Raw genomic sequence first — 25,887 nt, 5'->3', positions numbered from 1 at the left:
CGGGGACTCCGCAAAAGCGAAGTCATTAGAGCATCGGCGTATGAATGCTGAACGTCAGAGTCCTTACGAGATATTTTCGATTGCGACGTTTGGCGAGAGATAGGGCGAACTATTGCCAGTAATGACGTCCGGGCGGTGTTCTATACGTCAGACGAAATCGGCAAATTAGATGAGCACATGCGCAAAGCCAGCGTGACCGGAATACACGAGGCGGATTGCAGCTTTATGTAATAGCGGTCCTTCCTGCTGCTCACTATGATCGACGCACGTTAGATCTTTCAAGCAAACCTCAACTCGCTGAGCGTTCGATGCTCCGGCGCACCGGTTTGATAATGCCGAACGCAGGCACGGTGCGGGTCGCGTCCCCTCGGCGCGTGACGACCAAAGCTGCGCGTAGTCGTCCCTCTAGCGTGTTTTCTCTCCCTGTCACTTTGCATTTCGGAGACATACATGAGCAAGGAAGTTGCGGAAATCATTGTCGAAGTTCTGGAAGAGGCAGGCGTAAAGCATTGCTACGGGATCGTGGGCGACACGTTGAATCTCATCGCCCACCACATTAACGAGAGCGAAATCGAGTGGGTCCATGTGCGCCACGAGGAGGCGGGGGCGTTCGCCGCCGAAGGCGAAGCCATGTTGACGGGTAACCTCACGGCCGTTGCGGGAAGCTGCGGCCCTGGCAGCCTTCACTTCATCAACGGACTGGTGGACGCCAATCGCAATCGTGCTCCCGTTATCCTGATCGCAACCCAGGTGGCGAGTGAGGAACTCGGCTTCAATTTTCCGCAGGAAGTCGATTTCAAGGCGATCTACGGATCGTGCAGCGTGTTCTGCGACATGATCATCACGCCCGAACAGGCGCGACGCAAAACAGTGATTGCCTGTCAGACTGCGATCGCGAAGGGTGGTGTCGCCGTCCTGATCGTTCCCGTCGATATCGCCCATGCCAGTGCGAGCGATGAAGTCCCGTATCGGGTCCACACGAACGTGCCCATGGTCCGGCCAAGTGACGCCGACCTCGACCGTGTCGCTGAAATCCTCAATGCGGGCGAGAAGATCGCGATTTATGGCGGTTCGGGATGCCGCGGCGCCCACGCCGAAATCCTGGCGGTGGCCGAGCAGCTCAAGGCGCCCATTGCGCACACGTCCCGCGCCAAAGACGCGCTCGAACATGACAACCCGTACAACGTCGGCATGACGGGCATTATCGGCGGCGAAGCGGGCTATCTGGCGGTGTCCGAGTGTGAGACTTTGTTGATGCTCGGCGCCGACTTCGCGTGGCGGCAGTTCTACCCGGATAAGGCAAAGATCGTTCAGATCGACATCGCACCCGATCATCTTGGCCGCCGGCATCCTGTTACGCTAGGGCTGGTCGGCGACATCAAGTCGACGATGGCAGCCTTGTTGCCGCGTCTCAAACCGCGCACGTCGACCGAGTTTCGCGACAAGCTCGTCGAGCGGCATGCCCGCGCAGTGGAAACACATTTGTCGAAGGCTGTGCCGTCGAATCGTGGAACGATTCCGCCCATCTATCTGACCGAGTTGATCAACCGGTATGCAGCGAGCGATGCGCTTTTCTGCGCCGACGACGGGACGCCCACCGTCTGGCTTTACCGGCATATCGACACGAATGGACAACGCCGGGTGTTTTCGAGCTTGCTGCACGGCACGATGGCGGCAGCCCTGCCGATGTCAATGGGGCTGCAGAAGTGCCAACCCGGACGCCAGGTGATTTCCATGTCCGGCGATGGAGGTCTCGCCATGCTGTTCGGCGAGCTCATGACGGTCGTGCAGGAGAAGCTGCCCGTCAAGGTGGTCGTGTTCGACAACGGCAAGCTTGGATTCATCGACATCGAGCAGAAGTCCGAAGGCATGCTTCCGCTCTATACGGGCCTGCAGAATCCGGACTTCGGCAAGGTTGCCGAGGCGATCGGATTGTGGGGGCGCACGGTGGCGAAAGCCGATGAACTCGAAGAAGCCGTCGTGACCTGGTTGAACCAGCCCGGCCCCGCGCTTCTGAACGTCAAAGTCGATACCATGACACTCGTCATGCCGCCGAAGATCGAGTGGGGTTCTGCGTACGGAATGGTCCTGTATTCAGCGAAAGCCATGCTGCAGGGACAGTCCGCCGACGTGTTCGCGATGATCCGCGAGAACTTATAGGGATTACCGGGTTGAGTGCGGCGGCCACAAGCAACTTGCGTAGCCGCACTGCACGTTTAGCAGATCACGGGCCTCAGGCAGAAGGGGCAATGGCGGCTGAGCATGCCGTTTGGTCGCCAAGGGCAATTTTATGAACGTTCGCTGCATACACCCATTCGCGGGCCTGGCGTTCAATGAGATCCATGAAAGCAGGGGGGCCGCTGCAGTAAATCTGTGTGTTGGCATGCGTTGGACTCATTGCGTGGGAACTCTTCTGCGCGAATAGATCATCGGAAAGGCCGAAATGGTGATAGACCTTACCGTGACTTCGAAGCGCGTCGAATTCTTCTCGAAGCACCGCGCGATCGGCCGATCGCGCGAAGTTGTGCACCTCGAACCTTTGCCCCGCCGAGGCAAGCCGCTTCGCGATTCCCGCGATCGATGCTGCGCCGATTCCGCCAGCAAACAGAATAGATCGCGCACGATGGTCCAAAATTGTCGGCGGGCTTTGGGGAGAGCCGACAAACACTTCGTCTCGTTCATTCAATGGAAACTGGGATAGCAGACTATCCGTTCTGCCATCACCATCTTGTCTCGTGCCAACCACGTAACCATCTGACAGGGACGAAACACCGAGCAAGGGATAAGTTCTTTCCTTGTCACCACCGCTATTCAGGCTGAGTGTGACACACGACCCATCGTTAAACGGCGGAAGCGCCGATTTTGACGTCGTTCGAAGTTCAACGGCATGGTACCCCTTGGCAATTTGCCATTTCCGGCTAACGATGACGGGAATCAGGTTGTCGCGCATGTCTTCTCCAATAGGACCTGCATCACAGAGGGAACTCTAGCCGATACCGTGTCGGGGTGGAAAGGGGAGGCGGGTGGCAGTGAATCCGCAGTGATAATCGGGCGTCGAAACCCGCGCGGTTAAAGGCTTTGAGCGATTAGTGCAAGGCTGGTATTTTCAGAACGTACTTTCTGTTTATGCGGTTGCTTTCACACTGATTCATGCACGATCGCCAATGATTGAATCTCATCAATGCGCTGCGAGGTATCGCTATCGATCAATTTGTTGGCCTGCACAATACGGTACATATGTGAGCGAATGCCAATCCATTTTCGGATCGCTGCGTTAAAGCTTGTTAAATTAATCTTATTGTATGGAAATCGGCAGGCTGTAGCCAGACGAATCCTGGTCAACCAAGCCGTTGCAGTGGATAGGCTAAATTAATTGGCGATCCAAAATGCGTCCCCGTCTAATGGATGTCCCGCGCAAGTCGTCTCTGTCACATTCAACGCCAGGAGTCCGATATGAACCAGGCTGCCGTTGAGAACATCGTCAAGGCCATTGCGGCTGACACCCTCGCTCCGATGGAGATGGTATCAAGGCTGTACCAGCAGGCATGGGCCGAGTACAGCAAGGAAGCACGAATTTTGGACTATGTGGCTCTGTTCGCTGAGAGACGTGTGCGGCAGAGCTTGCGAAGTGAACACAATTTCAACTGAGCTGGTGCCGGAGAGGCTAATCCATTAAGTAATTGCATATTAATTCGACTTGCCGGGGCTGCATTCGCTTTGACTCGAATCTGTCGATTCGATAAGTTCGGTCTTTACGAACTATATGGGAATCTCGTCTGCCTGAAATTGATTATGAAATTTCGCGGGAAATGGCGTCAATTGCCTTAGGCGATATCGCGCGATGAGTGGCAGTGTGATTGTCTATTACGGGAGTGAAATCAAGTTTTCGGAATATGGAGTTACGAGTCCGGAACTGGCTGCGACATGGTTAGAAATCAAAGCCAGGTAGCTTGCTTAACACGCGCCGGTTTCTTTCTGGTGATCGGGTTGCGCTAGACCTGGTCGCACGGGCGTGGCTCATGGGGTCTTCCGGCCAGTTTGCACAGCGCCGCATGCCCAGCCTGGCTGCCGTGGCCGAACGACCCGTGGACGAGACGCGGCGTCTGCACGCCGTTGGCGGCGTCTGCACGCCGTTGGCGGCGTGCAGTCCACCTCGAAAACGAGGTTACTTCCTGCGCTGTTGACTCATGAGTTTCACGATATCGGTCGTCGGCCGGCTCGTCATGAGGCGAGGGATGTCGTCGAGGTGAACCCAGCGACACCTGGATATTTCGTTACTCGGGCGAGCTTTGGCGCGATTCGGGATTTCGCAGGAGAACACGTGATGGTGTTTCTGCTTGCCACGGAAGTCGAAGAGATGCTTGGCTGACTTCCCTGTAAGCCGCGTTTCTTCCTTGAGTTCTCGAAGCGCGGCGTCCGTGCGATGTTCTCCACGCTTGAGGATGCCGCCCGGCAAAGCCCACTTTGATTCACTACGTGCGACCAGGAGGATTCGCTTGCCTCTGCGGCAGACCACGGTGGCGCGTTTCTTCAAAACGAACTCCCACGTATGTTCCAGGAATTTTCATGCATTGCCCGATGCGCGAGTGTATCGGGCAGTGCATGACGTAACCCGGCATCCTAATGCAAAACAGCGGAAGCACGGCGATTTCGCGAAGCGCGGGCGGCGTACGCGCCACACTTTAGAGGCATGTCATTAAAACGTCACGAAGAGCGCGGGCGCTCGGAGATGAGTATGGTAAGGTCCCGGGCAAATGTATTTTTGTCCGACTCGAGGCTGAAATGGATATGGATGGTGACTGGCCCTTGCCGCGGCTAAACAATCGCTTCAAATTCGACCGGCGGCCGCCCGGTTCATCGCTCTCAAGCGCGAGCACCATCGCCAGTACCTTCGCATCACTGGCGACGCCCGTGGTAGCGGAGGCTGTGCAAAGGGCGAGAGATCTGTCCACACAGAGCGATGCCGAGGGGTTCCATCAGCTTCGCGTCGCTTTCAGAAAGCTTCGCGCCTTGTACTGGGCGTATTCCCCTTATCTCGGAGAGGAAGCGACCGCACAAGCCACCGAAGAATTCAAGCGTCTTGCTGCGTTGGCAGGCGGAACGCGTGATTGGGACATCGCAGGCGATCTCCTGAAATCCGCTCAGGCGTCACGCGCATCGATCGCGCTGCTGGTGGCCGCAGCGCGCGAGAAGCGCGCCCAGGCGGTCGCGCATAGCCAGACGATGATCAAAAGCGACGATGTCGAGATGTTCTTGAACGATGTCTTGCTTCGCGCGCAAATGACGCTGCAGACGCGTTGCAACGATCTTCCTGTTCGAGCGTTCGCCGAGGCGCGGGTTCGTCTTGCTCAGCGCGCGCTTCGAAAGCGAAGCAGGCGCGCAGCACGCAGCGAGATCGCCCACGAGGAAAATCTTCACGATGTTCGAAAGGCGGGCAAGAAGTTGAGGTACCTGCTCGAGTTTTTTCAACCCTTTATCAAAGGCGGGCACGATCGCACGATCAAAGAATTGACGTCCGTGCAAAACAAGCTGGGACAGTTCAACGACATTGCCGCAAGTGAGACCCTGATTCGCAGCGCGTCATTCAACGAAGTCCCGCCCGAGGTCGTGCAGGAGTCGTTGCAATGGTTGGAAAAGCAGAAATGTCGACGGATGCGTGCGGCATCACGCCGGGTTCGCGCCATCGCTAGTTGAGTTTGAGGCGATCTCAAACGCCGGGTATTCGGACGCCATAGAGGCTTTCGAGTGCGTCGGCAACCGGGCGCGCACAGCGGGTCACGGGAGGCACTTGGTGCAAATCAGGTCACGCTCATTCCGACCTCAGCTTTTGAAAAAATTACATTAAAGCGAAAGCTGCTTTTTGTATTCACCTTCCGTTTTATCAGTCGGTCACTCGCGTCACAATATTTTTCTCCGCGGTTCGTCATCACGGGTATGGAACCGCCAAACGCCCCGAGCACGATGACCCAGCAGGACCGCGAAATCGCCGATGCGGTCGCCCGCGAGCGTCCGAGGCTGCGCAATTTCATCCGCCGTCGCGTCATCGATCAGGACGAAGCCGAGGACATCCTTCAGGACGTTTTCGAAGAGCTCGTCGAGGCCTGGCGGCTGCCGGACCCCGTTGAGCAGGTCGGCGCGTGGCTGTTTCGGGTCGCGAGAAACAGGATCATCGACCGCTTCCGCAAGAAGAAGGAAGTGCCACTGTCCGATGCCGCCAATAGCGCTAATCGCGCCGATGCCGACGAAGCCGATGGCGAATTCCGCCTGGACCTGACGCTGCCCTCCGCCGATGCCGGACCCGAGGCCGCTTACGCACGCGCGGCGCTGCTCGCCACACTGCGCGCCGCGCTCGACGAGTTGCCCGCGAACCAGCGCGAGGTGTTCATCGCTCACGAACTGGACGGGCGCAGCTTCAAGGAGTTGGCGGCCGCGACGGGCGTCGGCATCAACACGCTGCTGGCGCGCAAGCGTTACGCGGTCCTGCATCTGCGCGAGCGCCTGCGATCGTCCTACGACGACTTCGAGATATGAACCCAAGGAGAATGGAATGAAGTTCCGCCGCAAAATTATTGCCAAGGCGCTGTTGCTCGTGCTGAGCATTGCGCTGCTGGGCTGGATCGTCATGAGGCTATGGAACTGGATCATCCCGACCCTCGTCATCGATGCGCATGCGATCGACTATCCGCACGCGATCGGTCTGCTCGTGCTCTGCCGGATTCTTTTCGGCGGATTCCGGGGACATGGCGGTTGCTACAAAGCCCGGCAATGGCATCACTGGCAACAGATGACGCAGCAGGAGCGCGAGCGGCTGCGCAACGACCCGACGTCGGCTTCGCGCCAGAACGAGGGAGCGGGCACATGACAGACAATGCCACTTCGGCCTGCAAACAGCCGCCCGGCGTGATCGTCCCAAAGGTCGATTTCGCCCGTTGCGAAGGCAAGGCGGATTGCGCGGTTGTTTGCCCTGAAAACGTGTTCGACATCCGCCGCATCGATGCGGCCGACTATCAGGCGCTGCGCCCATTGCAACGGCTCAAGCTGCGCGTGCATGGCATGAAGGTCGCCTACGCGCCGCGTGCGGACGCGTGCCGCGCGTGCGGGCATTGTGTGTCGGCGTGTCCCGAGCACGCCATCACGCTCGTCAGGATGCGCTGAACAGCCGTTTCACATCGAGGTTGGGACAATGACCATGCTCAGTCCACATGAATTGGCCACGCTGATGCTCGTGGGCAGCGCACCCGATCAGATCGACACGACGCGTGTCGAACTCGATACCTTGCTGGATTACCGGCTGATCTCCATCGAGCCGCGCGTTGGCGGATGGCGTCGTCCGATGCTGACGCCCGCCGGCGTGCATCTGCTGGAAGCCACGACGCGCCTCGAACGAAAACACCACGGCGACGCGCTGACGAGGGAAGAAGACAATCTGTTCTAGCGACCGGCAAATAAGAAACCGCGCCGCGAACGTCCCCCTCCACGGGCTGACATAATCTCTCTGTCGCCCATCCACTCAGACATCTCCATGCCCGATACCGCCGCGCGCACGCTACGCGTCGCTCCGCTTTTTTCCTTGCTGCCGTTCCTGCGCCCGTATGCGCGGCGCTGGGCGCTCGCGTTCCTGGCGCTCCTGACGTCGGCGGGCGCGACGCTGGCGCTGCCTGTGGCGTTCAAGTACCTGATCGACCGTGGCTTCGCGAGCGGCGACCGCACGCATATCGATCGCTATTTCATCGCGCTTTTCGTCGTCTCGCTGATCCTCGCCGCCGCGACGGCGCTGCGTTTCTATTGGGTGTCGTGGCTTGGCGAACGGGTCACAGCCGATTTGCGGCGCGCCGTCTACGACCACGTGATGCGGATGAGCCCGCAGTTCTTCGAGACCACGCAGACGGGCGAGGTGCTGTCGCGGCTCACCACCGACACCACGCTGATCCAGACCGTGGTCGGCACGAGCCTGTCGCTTGGATTGCGCAATGTGCTGCTGGCCGTCGGCGGCATTGGGATGCTGATCGCGACGAGCCCGGTGCTGTCCGGCTACATCATCGTGACGCTGGTCGTAGTGGTGGCGCCCATCGTGATCTTCGGGCGGCGCGTGCGGCGGCTTTCGCGCGCGAGTCAGGACAAGATCGCGAACGCCAGCGCGCTGGCGGGCGAAGTGCTCAATGCGATGCCGACCGTGCAGTCGTACACGCAGGAGACCTACGAGGCGAAGCGCTTCGGCAGTGCTGTGGAACTCGCCTTCGACACAGCGCTCACACGCATTCGCGCTCGCGCGTCGCTGACGGCGGTGGTGATCGTGTTCGTGTTCGCCGCCGTCGTGTTCGTGCTCTGGCTGGGCGCACAGGCCGTACTCGCCGGACAGATGACAGCGGGTCAGCTGTCGCAGTTCATCCTGTATGCGGTTTTCACGGCGGGTGCGGTGGGCGCCGTCGCCGAAGTGTGGGGCGATCTGCAGCGGGCTGCAGGCGCAACGGAACGGCTATTGCAACTGCTGGCCGCGCGCTCGCCAGTGGAGGAGGGCGCCACGACCGTGCCGCTGCCCGCGCATGGAGACGGTATCCGTTTTCACGACGTCAACTTCTCTTATCCGTCGCGTCCCGGCATCGCCGCGCTCTCCGGTTTCTCGCTCGATGTGCGTCCGGGTGAGCACGTCGCGCTGGTCGGGCCGTCTGGCGCGGGCAAGACAACGTTGTTTCAACTGCTCTTGCGCTTTTACGAGCCGCAGTCCGGCGACGTACTGATCAACGGTGTGTCGACGAACCAGGTTTCGCTTGCTTCATTGCGCAAGGCGATTGGCGTCGTGTTGCAGGAATCGGTGATCTTTTCGGGCAGCGTGCTCGACAACATCCGCTACGGGATGCCCGACGCAACGCTCGCTCAAGTACAGCGTGCCGCCGAGATGGCGGCTGCCGCCGGCTTTATCGAGGAACTGCCGCAAGGTTATGACACGTTCCTGGGGGAGCGCGGCGTGCGGCTGTCCGGCGGTCAGCGTCAGCGCCTTGCCATTGCGCGCGCCATTCTCAAGAACCCGCCCATCCTGCTGCTCGACGAAGCGACCAGCGCGCTCGATGCCGCGAGCGAACGGCTCGTGCAAACGGCGCTGGACAACGCCGCGCTGAACCGCACGACGCTAGTCATCGCGCATCGACTTGCGACTGTGCAGCAAGCGGATCGCATCGTCGTTCTGGACCAGGGCCGCATTGTCGCGCAAGGTCGTCATACAGAGCTTCTGCAGAGTTCGCCGCTTTATGCGCAGCTTGCGGCACTGCAGTTCGGCGAACTGCACGGGAAGAGTGTAGAGCGTGACATCTTGCGCGCTCACGTTGACTCTGAGTGAGCAGGGCAGCCGAACCTGCACGACTGCCAGCCGCACTCGGCCGCGAACCGTTCTCCATCCTGATCGCCGCTAGTACAGCAGCATCGCGGGACGCGTGCGATAGGGGCGCTCCCGTCTACTTCATGCAATCGTCCCGGCAGGCGGCGTGCGACGACACTAGTCCGCCCGCACCTTCACATATCTGCCAGGCGCCGGTTCGATCGGCTTGTGTTTCGCGTTGCCCAGCACCTTGCGCGCTTTCACCTGCTCGCCCGCATGCTGCTTAAGCCAAACGATCCAATGATTCCACCAGCTACCCGGCTGTTCTTCGGCGGACGCCAGCCATGCCCCGGCGTTGCTGGCAGACTCGTCGCTCGTCCAATAGCTGCGCTTGTTCTTCGAAGCGGGATTGATGACGCCAGCAATATGCCCGCTAGCACCCAGCACGAATTCGACCTTGCCGCCCAACAATTGTGTCGAGCGCCACGCGGACTGCCATGGAACGATGTGATCCTCCTGCGTTGCAAGCAGATAGCTGGGCATGTCGATGCGCTTGAGATCGACGGCCGTGCCGCACATCGTGAGCTTGCCGGGCACGCGGAGATTGTTCTCCAGATACATGTTGCGCAGATACCAGCTATACATCGGCCCGGGAAGATTCGTCGTGTCCGCGTTCCAGTACAGCAGATCGAATGCGGCCGGCGTCTTGCCTTTCAGGTAGTTGTTCACGACGTACGGCCAGATCAGATCGTTCGCGCGTAACGTCTGAAAGGTGAAGCCGAGTTCACGTCCGGGATACAGCCCGCCGCGCCCGATCGTCTGCTCGCGCATCGAGACACCCGCTTCGTCGATGAATACGCCAAGGTCGCCCGGTTCGCTGAAGTCGAGCAACGCTGTCAGCAAGGTCGCACTGGATACCGACTCGTCGCCATTGGCACGCATCACCGCGAGTGCGGACGACAGCATCGTGCCGCCGACGCACCAGCCCAACGCATTGATCTTATCGGCGCGACTGATGGCGCGCGCCACGTCGATGGCCTTCATCACACCCTGTTCGAGGTAATCGTCCCAGCGGGTATTGGCCGTCTGTGCATCTGCATTGCGCCAGGACACCATGAACACGGTGAGACCCTGTTCATTGGCAAAGCGCACAAAGGAGTTCTGAGGCTGCAGGTCCAGAATGTAGAACTTGTTGATGCACGGCGGGACGATCACCAGCGGGCGCTGAGCGACCGTTGGCGTGAGCGGTGCGTACTGGATCAGCTGGAACAGATCGTTCTCGAACACCACCGACCCTTCGGACACCGCGACGCTGCGGCCCACTTCGAACGCGCTCTGATCGGTGATCGAAATGGTGCCTTGCTTCATGTCCTCCAGCAGATGCGTGAGGCCCGCCAGCAGACTGCTGCCGCTGGTTTCGAACGCACGCCGGATCACTTCGGGATTGGTCGCGGCAAAATTCGAAGGGCTCGCCAGGTCGATGAACTGCCGCGTGAAAAACCGGAGCTTGTGTTTCTCCTTCTCGTTCAACGCGCTCGCCTCGGTCATGTCTTCGAGCATCTGGGCGTTGATCAGATAGTTTTCCTTCAGAAGGCCAAACCAGCCATTTCCGGACCATTCTTCGGCATGAAAGCGCCGGTCGCCGCGCGTCGGCTCCACGACCGGCTTCGCGCCCGGCTGTGTGCCGAGCACGCGAGTCAATGCGCTGTTCCAAAGCTCTGCTTGCTGTTGCCAGTATCGGGTGCTGGCACGCATCATGATGTTTCGCGCGCCGGATGCGACGGGGTGGATCTCGTTGCCGTCGGCGTCCATGACGGTCATGTCGGGACCGTCGGTTAGCGGCAGTCCTCGCCAGAAACTGAAGCTGGCATCGAGCCAGCCTGCCGCGAACTCATCCGGCATGCTAAATAACATCTTCATATCAAGTCCCAACCATTACCTTTGATTCACTGGAAGACCCGTGGGTGTCTTGCCCAGATCGCCGCGCGAAGTCGGCATGACGAGCGCGTCGCCGTCGATCACGACCTTGCCGCCGACCGTGCAGACCGTCGACATCACCACCCGGCGTTTTTCCGGGATCAGTTCCTTGATGGTCACCTCTGCGTGCACTGTGTCGCCTGGCCGTACGGGGGCCTTGAACCGGAGATTCTGCCCAAGATAGACGGTGCCGGGACCCGGCAGCCGGCCGGCAATGGTCGCGGAGATGATGCTCGCGGTGAGCATGCCGTGCGCGATGCGCCCCTTGAAGGGCGTCGTCTGCGCAAATTGCTCGTTAATGTGAACCGCGTTCATGTCGCCCGACGCGCCCGCGAACAACAGAATGTCGGCTTCCGTGATGGTCTTGGCAAAGCTGGCGCTCATGCCAGGTTGCAGGTCTTCATAGTCGTAACCGTTCAGTTCGTTCATGCGTTTTTCCAGTTGCCGGCGTGCATTCCCCATTTTCATCGTGTCTCGCACGTCATGGAGCTGCATCGGCCGGTGAGTCCGAGCGGTCTGTCGTGCTTGTATCGTACTGTCAGGTGCTGTCGACGCCGCTGTCCAAACCTGCCGTTGCAGTGACAAAGCAGGCCATGCCCGCCATCGCGGCAAAGCGGGATCGTCGCGCGCTGGCATGCGCCAGTGCGTCGAGATCAATGCGGCGGGTGGAAAGCGACGTGCGTGACTACGAGGTCAGCCGTATCGTCATTTCAATCGGCTGTTTCGCCAGTCACGCGGCGTCATGCGAAATTGCGAAGCGAACCACTTCGTGAACGATCCCTGTTGCGAGTAACCCAGCAACACCGCAACCCGGCCGACCGGATAGCGTGGATTGCTCATATAGCGCACGGCCAGTTCGCGCCGCACTTCCTCGACCAGCTTCGAGAAGCTGGTGTCCGCCGATTCGAGCTGGCGCTGCATGGTGCGTACGCTCAGACCCAGCTGCCGCGAAACCAGCTCGACCGTGGCTTGCTCGAGCGGTAGCAACAGGTAAATCGCCTTGCGCACTTCGAGCGCAGCGGAGTCGGCACTCTCCGCGTTCAGCGGTGTGGCGAGGCTTTCGGCGTATCGCACCAGTTCTGGATCAGCGGCAGGATTCGGGTAGTCGAGATCGGCCGCTGCACAGACGAACCCGTTGAAGTCGCTTCCGAACTGCAGAGAACAGCCGAAAAACCGTCGATGAAACGTGAGGTCAGCGGGCGCGGCGTGGACAAAATGGACAGCGCGCGGCTTCCAGTGGTCGCCGAGCAGAGCGCTGGCATGGCGTGCGAGAACGCCAACGGCCAGCTCGATCGCCTGCTTTGTCGGGATACCCGGTTCAACGACGAGTTCCTCCCGGATGGTGACCGTGTCGCCCGCGTTCTCGACGTAGACCGCCAGCGCTTCGTTGAGCAGATGCCGGTATTCGGCGGCGGCGAGCAGCACCTCGCGCAATGTGCGTTTGTGGGCGAGCAGGATATTGACCACGCCCGTCCCGAACTTCTGGCGGGTTTCCGCCATTTGCAGGGCGAAGGTCGGGCAAGACGCTATGTTCGCTGTCAGTTCGAGAAGCCGGCAGCACGCGGCGGCCGGCACGCGATCGTCGGGATTGGCGAGCGCTGCCCCATCGATCCCGAACTGCTGCACGAGCTCGAACGGGTTCAGTCCGAGCCGCCGTGTCACATCGAAATAGCCGCCCATCGCGACCGACCGCAGCATCGTTTCCATCGCTACTCCCGCTTGAAGGTATAGGCGGCCAGCTCGCGCCTGCAACAGGCTAGGTGTTTTCACGGAGTGGCACGGAGCGCTAAAACAATGGCGCCCAATCACAAAAGTGTAGCGCGTGATTCCCGTACTGTGCGGATATCGGTTCTGGTGTTTTCGCTGATGCGACGCGCCACCGGAACATCCTCACCCCACACCGGAGACACAAGATGCAGTTTCTCGACGATTCGCTCCACCCGGAGAACCAGGACAAGGTCGTTATCACCACCGCCCCGTATGGTCCGGAATGGATGCCGGCTGACTTCCCGGAAGATATTCCGGTGACGATGGACCAGCAGATCCAGAAGGCCGTCGATTGCTACAACGCCGGCGCCACCGTGCTTCACCTGCATGTGCGTGAACTGGACGGCAAGGGCTCGAAGCGCCTGTCGAAGTTCAACGAACTGATCGCAGGTGTGCGTGCTGCCGTGCCGGACATGATCATCCAGGTTGGCGGTTCGATCTCGTTTGCCCCGGAAAACGACGGACAGGCCGCGAAGTGGCTGTCCGACGATACGCGCCACATGCTGGCCGATCTCGACCCGAAGCCGGACCAGGTGACGGTTGCGATCAACACGACGCAGATGAACATCATGGAGTTGCTGTATCCGGAATACCTGGCAGGCACCTCGCTGTCCAATCCGGCGTTCATGGCGGCCTATAGTGAAATGACCGTGCCGGCGGGTCCGGCGTGGGTTGAGGAACATCTGCGCCGTTTGCAGGCCTCGGGCATCCAGCCGCACTTCCAGCTGACGGGCATCCACGCGCTCGAAACGCTCGAGCGCCTCGTGCGCAAGGGCGTCTACAAGGGTCCGTTGAACCTGACGTGGATCGGCATCGGCGGCGGCTTCGACGGCCCGAACCCGTTCAACTTCTTCAATTTCGTGCATCGCGCGCCGGATGGCTGCACGCTGACTGCTGAGTCGTTGCTCAAGAACGTATTGCCGTTCAACATGATGGCAATGTCGATGGGCCTGCATCCTCGCTGCGGTATCGAAGACACGATCATCGATCAGCACGGCAAGCGCTTCACGTCGGTGCAGCAGATCGAGCAGTGCGTGCGCGTCGCCCGCGAACTCGGGCGCGAAATCGCCACCGGCAAGGAAGCACGCGAGATCTACCGCATCGGCGTGCAGTACGAGACGACCGATGAGACGCTCGCGGCCAACGGCATGGCGCCGAACCGCGAGACGGGCGTCAGGAACCTGCCGCTGCGCGCGGCGTGATGATGGGCGTGCAGCCAAGGCGTCGGTTGTCGCCGGTTTAAAAGGCGGGACTCCCCGGTGAGCGCCGGGGAGCGAGCTGCGATATCCATAAGCGGTCGCTGTGCCCTGCGGGCAAAGCGGCCGCTATAGAGCGGGACGAAGGAGACACATCATGCTCATGCAGCATGCCGAACCCACGGCGGGCAATGTACCCGCCACACAGGCGGACGTGCGCGGCTATGCCTGGATCGTATTTGCCCTGACGGTCGGGCTGCTGCTCTCCGACTACATGTCGCGGCAGGTGCTGAATGCCGTGTTTCCGCTGCTCAAGGCCACATGGGGCCTGTCCGATACCCGGCTGGGTTCGCTGAGCAGCGTGGTCGCGCTGATGGTGGGCGTGCTCACCTTTCCGCTGTCGGTGCTTGCCGATCGCTGGGGCCGCGTGAAGAGCATCGTCCTGATGGCGGCGATGTGGAGTCTCGCGACGCTGGGCTGCGCGATCTCGACGAATTATGGCGAGATGCTGCTGGCGCGGGCGTTCGTCGGTATCGGCGAGGCTGCTTACGGCAGTGTCGGGATCGCAGTGGTCCTGAGCATTTTCCCGGCACGGCTTCGCTCCACGCTGACGGGCACGTTCATGGCGGGCGGCGCGTTCGGCTCGGTGCTGGGCATGGCGCTGGGCGGCGCGGTTGCGGCCCAGATGGGCTGGCGCACTGCTTTCGGCTCGATGGCGGCGCTGGGGATCGTGCTGGTGATCGTCTACCGGCTCGTCGTGACCGAAAAGCGTCTCGCGCTGCTGCAGCCGGCAAGCCTGAACAAGGCGGAAGGGCTCGGTGTGCGGATGAGCCTGCGCGCGCTGATGAAGGGGCTGTTCTCGACGAAGTCCGTCGTGTGCGCCTATGTCGGCAGCGGGGTCCATCTGCTGGTTCCCGCCGCTGTGTGGGCGTGGATGCCGAGTTTCCTGAATCGCTATTACGGCATGCCCATCGGCAAGGCCGCGACGAGCGCGGCAGTGTTCGTGCTGGTGACGGGCCTTGGCATGGTGGTGTGCGGCAGTCTCGCCGACCGGCTCAGCAAGCACGGACGCGAACGCAAGTGGAGCGCCGCGATTGCCTTCTGCCTGGTGTGCTTCACGCTGCTCGCGATCGGCTTTCGCATGCCAGCGGGTCCGTTGCAACTGATCGTGATCGGCGTGGGCATGTTCTTCTGCGCAGGGGCGAGCGGCCCGTCGGGTGCGATGGTCGCCAACCTCACGCCGCCGTCGATTCACGCATCGGCGTTTGCGACCCTGACGCTCGCGAACAACCTGCTGGGTCTGGCACCCGCCGCCGTGCTCACGGGCGTGATTGCCGACCGGCTCGGACTGCTTGGCGCATTGCAACTCGTGCCGTTTGCGCCGCTCATCGCAGCGATCGCGTTCTTTATCGGCAAGCGGAACTACGCGAGCGATCTCGATCGCCTGAATACGCTGCGCGAAGAGGCCGCACACTGATTGACCGATGGCAGCGCGTGCGTTACGCCGCGCGCCAACAATAATTCGCAGTTGAGTAATGGATAGGAGATTCAACATGGCAAAGGCAGTGCGCTTCCATGAAACGGGTGGTCCCGAAGTTTTGCGCTACGAGGACGTTGAAGTGGGCAATCCCGGCCCAGGGCAGGTCCGCCTGCGTCACGAGGCAGTGGGCCTGAATTTCGCCGACACGTATTTCCGCAGCGGCCTCTACCCGGTCCCGTTGCCTGCAGGCATGGGCGTCGAGGCTGCGGGCGTGGTCGAATCGATTGGCCCGGATGTGACGAACGTCGCGGTGGGCGATCGCGTGACCTACACGGGATTCGTCAATACGCTCGGCGCCTATAGCACCGAACGCCTGGTTCCCGCGGGTCCGCTCATCAAGCTGCCCGATGCGATCTCCTGCGAAACGGCTGCTGGCATGACCATGCGCGGCCTGACGGCGTCATATCTGATGCGCCGCATCCACGACTTCAAGGCGGGCGATGTCATCCTGCTGCATGCGGCTGCGGGTGGCGTCGGGCTGATCGTGTCGCAATGGGCGAAGCTGCTGGGCCTGACCGTGATCGGCACGGTGTCGACGGAAGCCAAGGGCGAAGTTGCCCGCGCGCATGGCTGCGATCACGTCATCTACTACGGCCGGGAAAACGTCGCGAAGCGCGTGCGCGAACTGACGGATGGCGTCGGCGTGAACGTGGTGTTCGACAGCGTCGGTAAAGATACCTTCGAGGCTTCACTCGATTCGCTCAAGCGTCGCGGCCTGATGGTCTGCGTAGGCACGGCGTCGGGTCCGATCCCGCCATTCAATCCGCAGATGCTGGCGGTGAAGGGCTCGCTCTATCTGACGCGCCCGGCGCTGGCCGACTATATCGCCGACCCCGCCGAAAAGAACGAACTGGCAGGCGAAATCTTCGGGCATATCGCCGCCGGCCGGATCAAGATCGAACTCAACCAGCGCTACGCGCTCGAGGATGCGGCACAAGCGCACCGCGACCTGGAAGCGCGCAAGACGACCGGCTCGTCGGTCTTCGTCATCTGAGGAACAAGTCATGCGAGTCGAACCTTTGACGTGTACGATCGGCGCCGAACTGACGGGCGTGCATCTCGCCGATGCGATCCACGATGACGGCCTGTTCGCGGAGATCCGCGCGGCGCTGCTGAAACACCGGGTGGTCTTCCTGCGCGACCAGGAGATCACGCGCACCGAGCATGTGGCGTTTGCGCGCCGGTTCGGAGAACTGGAAGATCATCCCGTCGCAGGCAGTGATCCGGATCATCCGGGCCTTGTGCGCATCTACAAGAATCCGGACCAGCCCAACGACCGCTACGAAAACGCGTGGCACGCCGACGCCACCTGGCGGGAAGCGCCCCAATTCGGCGCGGTGCTGCGCTGCGTGGAGTGTCCGCCCGTGGGCGGCGACACGATGTGGGCGAACATGGTCCTCGCCTACGAGAACCTGCCGGAGCATATCAAGACGCAGATCGCGGACTTGCGTGCCCGCCACAGTATCGAGGCGAGTTTCGGCGCCGCGATGCCCATCGAGAAACGCCTCGCACTGAAGGCGCAATTCCCGGACGCGGAGCACCCGGTGGTCCGCACGCACCCTGAAACCGGCGAGAAGGTGTTGTTCGTGAATGCATTCACGACGCATTTCACCAACTATCACACGCCGGAACGGGTGCGGTTCGGACAGGACGCAAATCCGGGCGCGGGCGATCTGCTGCGCTATCTGGTCAGCCAGGCTTACCTGCCCGAGTACCAGGTGCGCTGGCGCTGGAAGCCGAACAGCATCGCGATATGGGACAACCGCAGCACGCAACACTATGCGGTGATGGACTACCCGCCGTGCCATCGCAAGATGGAGCGCGCCGGGATCATCGGCGACAAGCCGTATTGATGGGAAAGGCAACGTTGTCATGACTCTCACTATCACACCGACTATTCTGATCGTGCCGGGCTTGCGCGACCACGTCGCCGGGCATTGGCAAACGCTGCTGGAACAGGCGTTGCCGAACGCGGCTTCCGTGCCGCCGCTCGAACACGACGGGCTCAGTTGCGCGGCGCGTGTCGCGGCGCTCGATGCGGCGCTCGCGAAAATCGACGGCCCGGTGATTCTGGTTGCGCATAGCGCGGGCGTGATGATCACGGTGCATTGGGCGAGGCAGCACGACCGCAAGATTCACGGTGCGCTGCTCGCCGCGCCGGCCGACCTCGAAACGCCGCTGCCGGCGGGCTATCCGGCTTTCGATGCGCTCGCGGTAAATGGCTGGCATCCCATTCCGCGCGAACGGCTGCCGTTTCCGAGCATCGTCGGCGCGAGCCGCAACGATCCGCTCGCGAAGTTCGAGCGTGTGGAAGCGATGGCGCATGACTGGGGCAGCCGTCTCGTCGATCTCGGCGAAGTCGGTCACCTCAACCCCGCTGCGGGCTTTGGAGAATGGCCGATGGCGACGACGCTGATTCGCGAGTTGCTCTGACCTGACCGTTACCTCATTTGGCAAGAAAAGGAGCCTGCGATGTCGCGTCAGGTAGGGATCGGTGTTGCCGGCGAAATCGAGCCGGGCCAGCGCAAGCGGGTATTCGTCGACGGTCGTTGCGTCGTGGTGTTCAACGTCGACGGCGCGATTTACGCGATCGACGACGCGTGCCCGCACAACGGCGCGTCGCTCGGGAATGGTCAACTGGAAGGGCCCGTGCTGCGCTGTCCCGCACACGGCCTGCGCTTTGATCTGCGCACGGGGTGTACGCCCGGAACGGGCGGCCTGAGCCTCATCACGTTTGCTGTCGAGACAGTCGATTCGAAGCTGGTGCTGAATCTCGACGAACAGAATGCAGCGCTGACGAACGGGACAGGCGGCAATGCAGCAGGGCAACCGGAAGCGCAGCACTGCGCAGCCAGACAGGAGAAGCAACAATGCAAGGTTTGATGATGCAGCAGCCGCTGCTGGTCGCGTCGCTGCTCACGCATGCGGAACGTCATCACGGCAGCCAGGAGATCGTGTCGCGACGCGTCGAAGGGGACATTCACCGCTATTCGTACCGGGATCTCGCGCAGCGCGCACGCCGCATGGCCAATGCGCTTGCCGCGCTCGGCATCGGGCAAGGCGAGCGGGTAGCGACGCTCGCATGGAATGGCTACCGCCATATGGAGCTTTACTTTGCCGTGTCGGGTTCCGGCGCCGTATTGCATACGCTCAATCCGCGGCTGCATGTCGATCAACTCGCGTACATCATCGAGCACGCGCAGGACCGCGTCGTGTTCTTCGACCTCACGTTCCTGCCGTTGATCGAGAGCGTCGCCGCGCGCGTGAAAAGCCCGAAGGTCTTCGTCGCGATGACCGATCGGGCGCACATGCCGACAACGCATGGCCTGTCCTCGATGCTGATGTGCTATGAGGATCTCATCGATCTTCACCACGATGTATTCGAGTGGCCGCTGCTCGACGAGAACAGCGCCTCGTCGCTGTGCTACACGTCGGGCACCACGGGCAATCCGAAGGGCGTGCTGTATAGCCACCGCTCTACCGTGCTGCACACTTATGCGGCAGCGTTGCCCGATTCGCTCAACTGTTCGGCGCGCGACGCGATTCTCCCCGTCGTGCCGATGTTCCATGTGAACGCATGGGGATTGCCGTATATCGCGTGCATGGTCGGCGCCAAGCTGGTGTTTCCCGGGCCGGCGCTCGACGGCAAATCGCTCTACGAACTGATCGAAGCGGAACAGGTCACGTTGTCGGCGGGTGTGCCGACAGTCTGGCAGGGACTGCTCGCACACGTCGACGCGATCAAGGGCGCGTTCTCGCGCATGAGACGCACGATCGTCGGCGGCGCGGCGTGTCCGACCGCGATGACGGCCGCATTCCGGGAAGCGCATCGCGTCGAGGTCCTGCATGCGTGGGGTATGACGGAATTGAGCCCGGTCGGCACGGTCTGCAGTCTCAAGGCGCATCAGCTCTCGCTGCCTGTCGGCAAGCGTTACGAAGTGCAGGCGAAGCAGGGGCGCGCGGTGTTCGGCATCGACATGAAGATCGTCGACGCGGAAGGTAACGCGTTGCCGTGGGACGGCGTTGCGGCGGGCGATCTGCTGGTGCGCGGTCCGTGGGTCGCGCGGGAGTACTTTGGCAGCGAAGGCCGGTCGCCGCTGCGCGACGGCTGGTTCCCGACGGGCGACATCGCAAGGATCGACGCCGATGGCTTCATGCAGATCACCGATCGCAGCAAGGACGTCATCAAGTCGGGCGGCGAATGGATCAGTTCGACCGACATCGAAAACGTCGCGTGCCTGCACCCCGATGTGACGACTGCCGTCTGCATTGCCGCGCGGCATGCGAAGTGGGACGAACGGCCGTTGCTGCTGATCGTGAAGAAGCCGGGAAGCGAGCTGGACGCCAACGGACTGCTGGCTTTCCTTGATGGACGCATCGCCCGATGGTGGAAGCCAGATGCCGTGGTGTTCGTCGAGAGCGTTCCGCTTGGCGCAACGGGCAAAGTGCTCAAGAACGAGCTAAGAGATCAATTTGGGGACTATTACCTGACGGCCTGACATGCGAACCTGAGAGGTACGCGTTCATTCAATCAATAAACGACCGGGAACATCCCGGCAACCATGGAAACAGAGGAGACAAAATGAAATTGAAGTCATGCTGCGCTGCTGCGCTGGCGATTTTCGCCACGGCGGCTCATGCGCAATCGTCGGTCACGCTGTACGGCGTGATCGACACCGGGATGCTGTATCAGAGCACGTCGGCGGCAACGTTTCTGCCGCACGCGCCTAACCTCGGTCACGTTTATCAGCTCAAGGACGGCGGCATTTACGCCAGCTTCTGGGGCTGAAGGGCAGCGAGGATATCGGCGGCGGCTACAAGATCAACTTCAAGCTGCAGGGCGTGTTCAACTCCACGAATGGCAAGTTCGGTCTCGCCGATACGCCGGGCCAGACCGCGATCTTCAACCAGTTTGCGACGGTCGGCGTATCCGGCCCGTTCGGAGCGTTCGACGCCGGCCGGCAGATCATCCCGATGATCTACGCGATGGCTGAAACCGATGTGCGCGGCGCTCAGTATTTCGGCAGTATCCTGACCGCATGGCTGGGCATCAATCAGGCGGCCGGCTGGCCCGGCACCAGTACCAACGCCCCGATCGGCGCCCTGTATGACAGCAATGCGCTCGTCTACAATTCGCCGAAATTCTATGGCGCCTCGCTTGCGCTCGAGTACGCGCCGGGCGGTGTCGCCGGTCAGTTCCAGGGCGGTACGCGTGAATCCGCCGTGCTCAAATATTCGAACTACGGTTTGAATCTGTCTGCCGTGTACTACAACGGACACGATACCAATCCGTTCCCGCTGACGTATCCGGCCGCTCCCGCCGTGCCCGCGACCGGTCTCGCCAACAACCGTTTCTACTATTTCGGCGCGATGTACACGATCAGCGGATTTTCGATATCCGCGTCGTACGGTATCGGCAAGAATCCGGCAAAAAGCAATACTGCCGATTTCGAAATGATATCGGGCGGCCTTGGCTACCAGTTCAACCCTAGCCTCAAGATCACGTCCGGCTACTACTACCTGAAGGACCGGAACAATTCAGCGAACCACTCGAGCGAATTCGCAGTGGGCGCGGAATACAACCTGTCCAAACGGACCAAGGCCTACGCGCAGGTCGGCTATGTCGACAACAAGGGGACCATGAACCAGACGATTATCTACGGCGCGCCGGTTGCGCCGGGAGAGTCCACCACTGCGGCAATGATCGGCATTCGCCATGCGTTCTGAGTCCGCCAATGAGATCAAAGGGAGTATTCGATGAAGAGCAATCACGTAGTTGAACTGGCCGTCGCGGCATTGTTCGTCGCAGCGTCCATGAATGCATGGCCCCAGTCGGGTCAGCCCGCAAGTGGGGCTGCCAGTGTACCGGGCGCATCCGCGATGACGGCGTCCGGTACAGCCGCACCTACCGGAAGGAAAGCGGATCGGGCGCTGCGTCGGAAAGTGTATGCGGCCATTGGAAAGCAAAAGGAGATCAGCGCCGGGAATATCGGCATTACGGCGAAAGACGGCGCGATAACGTTGAATGGCTCGGTTACCGATGCGTCGCAGATCGACAAGGTCGTGGAGATCACGAAGGGCGTTCCGGGCGTGACTTCGGTAACCAACAAACTGACCGTGCAGAAGCCTTTGGGCGGGATGTAGGCAGACGTTGGCGGTGGCCGTGTTCGAGTCGGAGTAGCGGGCGGGAATCGATACTGAATTTCTCTTCGCCTCCTGCTTCAAGCCGAACCGGCTGAAACAGGCGGACAAAAGGCGTTGGCGATCGACGTGTCCAGTTCCGGGCCGAGGCGCAGAAACTACGCTTTATTCAAGGGCGAGGCTGTGTCAGGCACCCAGATCTGAACACGGTTGCGTCCTTGATTCTTGGCTGCGTACAACGCCGCGTCGGAGCGTTCCTGTGTAGCGCTGAGATCGCTTTCTTTCTCATCGTACAGGGCGATCCCGATGCTGAGCGTTTGCGAAACCGTCGTTCCGGATTGGAGCGATATGGGCGTGTCCTGCATGGCGATACGAATGCGTTCAGCGATCATTCGCGCCTGTTCGAGGTCGGTATCCAGCAGGATCGCAGCGAACTCTTCGCCTCCAAGTCTGGCCGCCAGATCGTCTTCGCGAAGGGCGTTTTCGAACAATCGGGCAGTCGCCTGGAGCACGCGATCGCCCGCCGCATGTCCCCACGTGTCGTTGACGCGTTTGAAGAAATCCAGGTCCAATGCCAGAACGGATAGCGGCCGGTGATGACGTCGTGCGTGTTCGACTGCTTTTTCGGCTGCCTTTGCGAAATACCGGCGATTGGCGAGCCCGGTCAGCGCGTCGGAGTCGGCTTCAGTGCGAAGTTGTTTAAGCAGCTGATGTTGATGGGTGATATCCGCCAGTGTGACGAGCAGTGAATCCGGTTCGTCATCTTTATTGCCCGTTCGAAGCCGGGTGCAATGCACGAGCATGTGCCGGATTCCGTCACGCGTGAGAAGAGGAACGGGCTCGTCCGTCACGACGTTACGCACTCGCGTCCAACTGCCGGCGTCGGCAAAGAGCCGGGGAAACGGTTGGCCTTTACCGGCTAAGGCGCCAAACAGTGCAAGCAGCGCTTCATTGGCCAGCACGATTTTCTCCGTTTTGATATCGACGATCGTGACGGGTGTCGGCATGTTTTGCACGATGGTCAATACCGTTTCCGCAAATCTTTCGATCCGATCGTGCAGGCGGTGCTCGCGGCGGATCAGCAGCACGCCGCCCGCCAACATCAGCAGGAGCAGGGTGGCGCCCGCGAGATTGATATACATGCTGTTCCGCAGACTGTCACGGTAGCTGCTGACGGCGTAGCCGACATCCAGTGTCCAGTAACCAGCGGCTTGTCCCAACACTATCCTGCGCGTCGCGACGAGACGCTCACTCGGGTCAAAGCGCCAGCGCGCATAGTAAGTGCCCGGGATCGGCCCTTGGCGAGTAGCATTGACTTCCACGAGTGCAAGTCCGATTGCCAATCCGGAATAATGGGGATAGCGCGCGATAACGCGGTGCTCGCTGTCGCTCAATATGATCGCGGTGCCATTCACCAGCTTCACGCCCTCGAGCAGGTGCTGTTCGAGGGGAATCAGATAGGCCGCGATGGCATCGAATTTCCCTGCCCGGTTGCGATGGCCCTCTGCTATCACCAGCGCGCCGCTCTGCCTCCACACAACAGATACCCAGAGGTGGGTGGCGGGGTCGGCGCGTACCGTATCCAGGATGGTGGTGAGGTTGGGTATTTCGTTGCGGATGCCGGGGCGAGATTCGGCAACGAGGTGCGCACTCCCGTCAAACACTGCAATCGACGAATCGCCCAGTGTCTCCTTCAGCGTCTCAGTCACATCGTGGAGGGATTGATCGGTGAGGTTGTCCGCGTCGATCAGGGTTCGCGTGACAGCCATCATCCCATTGAGATCCCGGAGGCGGTCTTCGACCAGCCGTTGGACGAGAGAAGTCTGTACATCCAGACGCTGTGCGGCCTGTTGATCCGCCGCCCGAAAGTCATGCAGGGACTGGTAGGTATTGACCACGATATTTGAAGCAACCAGCACGGCAAATACGGGCAAAGCCTGGCGCAGCCACGACTTGCGTGTGATGGGATTAAGCGACCAGCTAACAGTTGTGTTGAATGAGCGCCGCATCGTTTGTCAAAGTCAGTGACTGCATTCACCGCGTTTCAACGGTCGTCGCACTGTTTCATCGGCTCAAGCTGCGTTCTGGGTTCGCCGAGCCACGCGATGAGTTCCTTGCTGCGCATCGCCTTTGCGAACAGCCAGCCCTGTCCGTACTGCACGCCTCTCGCGACCAGATAGTCGACCTGCGCATCGTGCTCCACGCCCTCCGCCAGAATTTCCACACCTAGCTCGTGCGCCATCCTGATGATATGAGGCGCGACGATGCTCGATGCCGCATCCTGTGCAATGGTGTCGATAAACGACTTGTCGATTTTGAGGACGTCGATCTTGAAGGTTTGCAGATACGACAGGCTGGAATATCCCGTTCCGAAGTCGTCGATATACACCGGGTGGCCGGCATGTCTGAATGCCGCTATCGTTTGTCGCGTCGTGTCGGCATCCAGGAAGATGCGCTCCGTCAATTCAATCCTGATCTGCGCGGGACGTATACCCGTTCCTCTCAGTCGAGCGGTGAGCACATCCAGGAAGCGGCTCGTTTGCAGATCCTCACCGCTCACGTTGATGGAAACGTAGAACGACGGGCGCGAACGCAGGAGCGTCGATAGTTCGTCAATCGTTTTGTCCAGTACGAGATCCGTCAACGGCTGAATAAGGCCGTTTTGCTCGGCCACTGCAACGAAGATTTCGGGCGAGATGTTACGGCCGTTCAGCTTCCATCGGACCAGCGCTTCTACGCCGACGCATTCGCCATCCGCGAGCCTGACGATAGGCTGAAAACACACGTCGATCCGCTTGCGGGCGATTGCCCATTCGAGCGTCGACGGGAAGGAGAGTTGCTGCGAGATCTTCCTGAACGAAAGCCAGCCAAATAGCCCACCCATCACGACACCAATCGAGAGCCACATGCCAAACAATCCCGTCCAGTTGCCGAGCAGGCTACGACGTGGGGATTTGACTACCACGGCGAGAGGCAGGGTTGCCGAACGGCCAATCGCATAGTGCCACTGGTCGCTGCTGACGTTTCCCGCCTGTTTCCAGGCATTGCGCATATCGGCCGCATCTGCACCCGTCGACAACGCCAGAAGCGCGTTGGTGTCGCTGCTGAACACCGCGATCGGCCTTCGGGCCGGATCGATCAGATCGACGTAAGACTGGCTGTCGATCGAAACGTAATTGCCGTTACGTCCCACCTGAATGTCCTGGCGCGCATTGCTGAGCGGGTTTTTATGCCTGTACCAGATCAGAAAGCCGTCGTTGCTGCGCCGGTCAGGCTCAGGCATCGTCAGATGCTGCGACCGTACGTCGCCTAACAGCGGCGAACACAAGTATTGTCCGCCGCCGTACGCACCTGCGTCCTGCACGTACCGGTAGTTGAAGATCACGCGGGCAAGTTGCGCGATGTGGGCGGGCGAGCAGGGGCCACCGGGTGCCGCCTCCATGTCGGCAATGGCGGCCAGTGCCTGATAGGAAACGAGCTCCGCGCGCATCACGGCTTTCGCAGCGAATTCCCGCAGATCGTCCTGTTCCCGACGTTCGGCGTCTTCGTCCGCGATATAGATGCTGGTCAGTACTGGCGCGACGGAAGCAATGCAGCCAAGCGCAATGGAAGCCGAAACGATCGACAGTCGCTTGAGCATCTGGCAAGTCCTGTTGTGCACAACCGCGGACGAGAACGCGCATTACGCACTGCCGTCCGATCCTGGTCGAACGCGCGGCATCATCATGTCAGCGTAAATCATAGTATCCGGCGCTATTTTTTCAATGCATCTCTGTCGTGCGATCTTCATCCGGACAGTTTGCGCAAACAATCAATTCATATCGGGAAATGACGGAACAAGACTAAGCTTTACTTGCACACAAACGGTCTGAATGTCGATGTGAGATTCAATCACTGAAGGTATTCTCTTGAACACACACGGTGCTGATTGCCGGGTACAGGCGAAGGGGTTC

At 60.6% G+C, this 25,887-nt stretch carries 23 protein-coding genes and 1 pseudogene; 17 read left to right on the top strand and 7 right to left on the bottom strand.

The features are described from left to right. Positions 1 to 450: 450 nt before the first annotated feature. Complete coding sequence (locus H1204_RS22365) at positions 451 to 2,160, top strand: thiamine pyrophosphate-dependent enzyme (RefSeq protein ID WP_180732932.1); 1,710 nt, start codon at positions 451 to 453, stop codon at positions 2,158 to 2,160. Positions 2,161 to 2,233: 73 nt separating this feature from the next. Here H1204_RS22365 and H1204_RS22360 read toward each other — a convergent pair whose 3' ends face one another. Continuing rightward, the gene (locus H1204_RS22360; RefSeq protein ID WP_180732930.1) at positions 2,234 to 2,950 is read right to left on the bottom strand and encodes an oxidoreductase; all 717 of its coding nucleotides are present in this window, start codon (positions 2,948 to 2,950) and stop codon (positions 2,234 to 2,236) included. 503 nt (positions 2,951 to 3,453) lie between these two features. Here H1204_RS22360 and H1204_RS22355 point away from each other — a divergent pair. Beyond that, the gene (locus tag H1204_RS22355; protein WP_180732928.1) at positions 3,454 to 3,648 is read left to right on the top strand and encodes a DUF3562 domain-containing protein; all 195 of its coding nucleotides are present in this window, start codon (positions 3,454 to 3,456) and stop codon (positions 3,646 to 3,648) included. Positions 3,649 to 4,165: 517 nt separating this feature from the next. Here H1204_RS22355 and H1204_RS22350 read toward each other — a convergent pair. After that, the gene (locus H1204_RS22350; protein WP_180732927.1) at positions 4,166 to 4,534 is read right to left on the bottom strand and encodes an NUDIX domain-containing protein; all 369 of its coding nucleotides are present in this window, start codon (positions 4,532 to 4,534) and stop codon (positions 4,166 to 4,168) included. A 248-nt stretch (positions 4,535 to 4,782) separates the two neighbouring features. Here H1204_RS22350 and H1204_RS22345 point away from each other — a divergent pair, with 248 nt between their 5' ends. The 6 genes from H1204_RS22345 to H1204_RS22320 all read left to right on the top strand — a co-directional run bounded on the left by H1204_RS22345 (position 4,783) and on the right by H1204_RS22320 (position 9,334). Then, positions 4,783 to 5,694, top strand: a complete 912-nt coding sequence (locus H1204_RS22345) for a CHAD domain-containing protein (protein ID WP_180732925.1) — start codon at positions 4,783 to 4,785, stop codon at positions 5,692 to 5,694. Positions 5,695 to 5,934: 240 nt separating this feature from the next. Next, positions 5,935 to 6,531, top strand: a complete 597-nt coding sequence (locus tag H1204_RS22340) for a sigma-70 family RNA polymerase sigma factor (protein ID WP_180733264.1) — start codon at positions 5,935 to 5,937, stop codon at positions 6,529 to 6,531. A gap of 16 nt (positions 6,532 to 6,547) precedes the next feature. Further along, a complete protein-coding gene (locus H1204_RS22335; RefSeq protein ID WP_180732923.1) occupies positions 6,548 to 6,862 on the top strand; it encodes a hypothetical protein in 315 nt (104 codons plus the stop codon). After that, positions 6,859 to 7,155, top strand: coding sequence for a 4Fe-4S dicluster domain-containing protein (locus H1204_RS22330; RefSeq protein WP_180732922.1), 297 nt, complete (start codon positions 6,859 to 6,861; stop codon positions 7,153 to 7,155). The genes H1204_RS22335 and H1204_RS22330 overlap by 4 nt, the downstream gene beginning before the upstream one ends. 34 nt (positions 7,156 to 7,189) lie before the next feature. Continuing rightward, positions 7,190 to 7,435, top strand: coding sequence for a hypothetical protein (locus H1204_RS22325; protein WP_180732920.1), 246 nt, complete (start codon positions 7,190 to 7,192; stop codon positions 7,433 to 7,435). A gap of 87 nt (positions 7,436 to 7,522) precedes the next feature. After that, positions 7,523 to 9,334 (top strand): ABC transporter transmembrane domain-containing protein, encoded by a 1,812-nt coding sequence (locus H1204_RS22320; RefSeq protein ID WP_180732919.1) that lies wholly within the window; start codon positions 7,523 to 7,525, stop codon positions 9,332 to 9,334. A 156-nt stretch (positions 9,335 to 9,490) separates the two neighbouring features. Here H1204_RS22320 and phaC read toward each other — a convergent pair whose 3' ends face one another. The 3 genes from phaC to H1204_RS22305 all read right to left on the bottom strand — a co-directional run bounded on the left by phaC (position 9,491) and on the right by H1204_RS22305 (position 12,997). Beyond that, positions 9,491 to 11,233, bottom strand: a complete 1,743-nt coding sequence (gene phaC / locus H1204_RS22315; RefSeq protein ID WP_180732917.1) for a class I poly(R)-hydroxyalkanoic acid synthase — start codon at positions 11,231 to 11,233, stop codon at positions 9,491 to 9,493. Positions 11,234 to 11,248: 15 nt separating this feature from the next. After that, a complete protein-coding gene (locus H1204_RS22310) occupies positions 11,249 to 11,719 on the bottom strand; it encodes a MaoC family dehydratase (RefSeq protein ID WP_180732915.1) in 471 nt (156 codons plus the stop codon). Between the two features lie 276 nt (positions 11,720 to 11,995). Further along, entirely contained in the window at positions 11,996 to 12,997 is a 1,002-nt protein-coding gene (locus tag H1204_RS22305; RefSeq protein WP_180732914.1) for an AraC family transcriptional regulator, read from the bottom strand. Between the two features lie 206 nt (positions 12,998 to 13,203). Here H1204_RS22305 and H1204_RS22300 point away from each other — a divergent pair, with 206 nt between their 5' ends. From H1204_RS22300 to H1204_RS22260, 9 genes and pseudogenes are all read left to right on the top strand, one after another. Further along, complete coding sequence (locus tag H1204_RS22300; protein WP_180732912.1) at positions 13,204 to 14,259, top strand: 3-keto-5-aminohexanoate cleavage protein; 1,056 nt, start codon at positions 13,204 to 13,206, stop codon at positions 14,257 to 14,259. Positions 14,260 to 14,410: 151 nt separating this feature from the next. Further along, positions 14,411 to 15,730, top strand: a complete 1,320-nt coding sequence (locus H1204_RS22295; protein WP_180732911.1) for an MFS transporter — start codon at positions 14,411 to 14,413, stop codon at positions 15,728 to 15,730. A 76-nt stretch (positions 15,731 to 15,806) separates the two neighbouring features. Then, positions 15,807 to 16,787: a quinone oxidoreductase gene (locus H1204_RS22290; protein ID WP_180732909.1), complete on the top strand. Its 981-nt coding sequence runs from the start codon at positions 15,807 to 15,809 to the stop codon at positions 16,785 to 16,787. A gap of 10 nt (positions 16,788 to 16,797) precedes the next feature. Next, positions 16,798 to 17,646: a TauD/TfdA family dioxygenase gene (locus H1204_RS22285; RefSeq protein ID WP_180732908.1), complete on the top strand. Its 849-nt coding sequence runs from the start codon at positions 16,798 to 16,800 to the stop codon at positions 17,644 to 17,646. 19 nt (positions 17,647 to 17,665) lie between these two features. Next, a complete protein-coding gene (locus tag H1204_RS22280; RefSeq protein WP_180732906.1) occupies positions 17,666 to 18,226 on the top strand; it encodes an alpha/beta hydrolase in 561 nt (186 codons plus the stop codon). A gap of 39 nt (positions 18,227 to 18,265) precedes the next feature. After that, positions 18,266 to 18,676: a Rieske 2Fe-2S domain-containing protein gene (locus tag H1204_RS22275; protein ID WP_180732900.1), complete on the top strand. Its 411-nt coding sequence runs from the start codon at positions 18,266 to 18,268 to the stop codon at positions 18,674 to 18,676. Beyond that, positions 18,664 to 20,292 carry a 3-(methylthio)propionyl-CoA ligase gene (locus H1204_RS22270; RefSeq protein WP_180732886.1) on the top strand — a complete coding sequence of 543 codons (1,629 nt, stop codon included), beginning with the start codon at positions 18,664 to 18,666 and terminating at the stop codon, positions 20,290 to 20,292. The genes H1204_RS22275 and H1204_RS22270 overlap by 13 nt, the downstream gene beginning before the upstream one ends. A gap of 83 nt (positions 20,293 to 20,375) precedes the next feature. Beyond that, positions 20,376 to 21,520 (top strand): annotated as a pseudogene (locus H1204_RS22265) (porin). A gap of 30 nt (positions 21,521 to 21,550) precedes the next feature. Continuing rightward, positions 21,551 to 21,937 carry a BON domain-containing protein gene (locus H1204_RS22260; RefSeq protein ID WP_180732884.1) on the top strand — a complete coding sequence of 129 codons (387 nt, stop codon included), beginning with the start codon at positions 21,551 to 21,553 and terminating at the stop codon, positions 21,935 to 21,937. Positions 21,938 to 22,092: 155 nt separating this feature from the next. Here H1204_RS22260 and H1204_RS22255 read toward each other — a convergent pair whose 3' ends face one another. Both H1204_RS22255 and H1204_RS22250 read right to left on the bottom strand, forming a co-directional pair. Beyond that, positions 22,093 to 23,943, bottom strand: a complete 1,851-nt coding sequence (locus H1204_RS22255; RefSeq protein WP_180732882.1) for a diguanylate cyclase — start codon at positions 23,941 to 23,943, stop codon at positions 22,093 to 22,095. A 35-nt stretch (positions 23,944 to 23,978) separates the two neighbouring features. Next, the gene (locus H1204_RS22250; protein WP_180732881.1) at positions 23,979 to 25,574 is read right to left on the bottom strand and encodes an EAL domain-containing protein; all 1,596 of its coding nucleotides are present in this window, start codon (positions 25,572 to 25,574) and stop codon (positions 23,979 to 23,981) included. Between the last annotated feature and the right edge of the window lie 313 nt (positions 25,575 to 25,887).

Origin of the sequence: Paraburkholderia sp. PGU19, from assembly GCF_013426915.1 — a bacterium.
Classification (GTDB): Bacteria; Pseudomonadota; Gammaproteobacteria; order Burkholderiales; family Burkholderiaceae; genus Paraburkholderia.
This window is presented reverse-complemented; position numbering and strand designations above follow the sequence as displayed.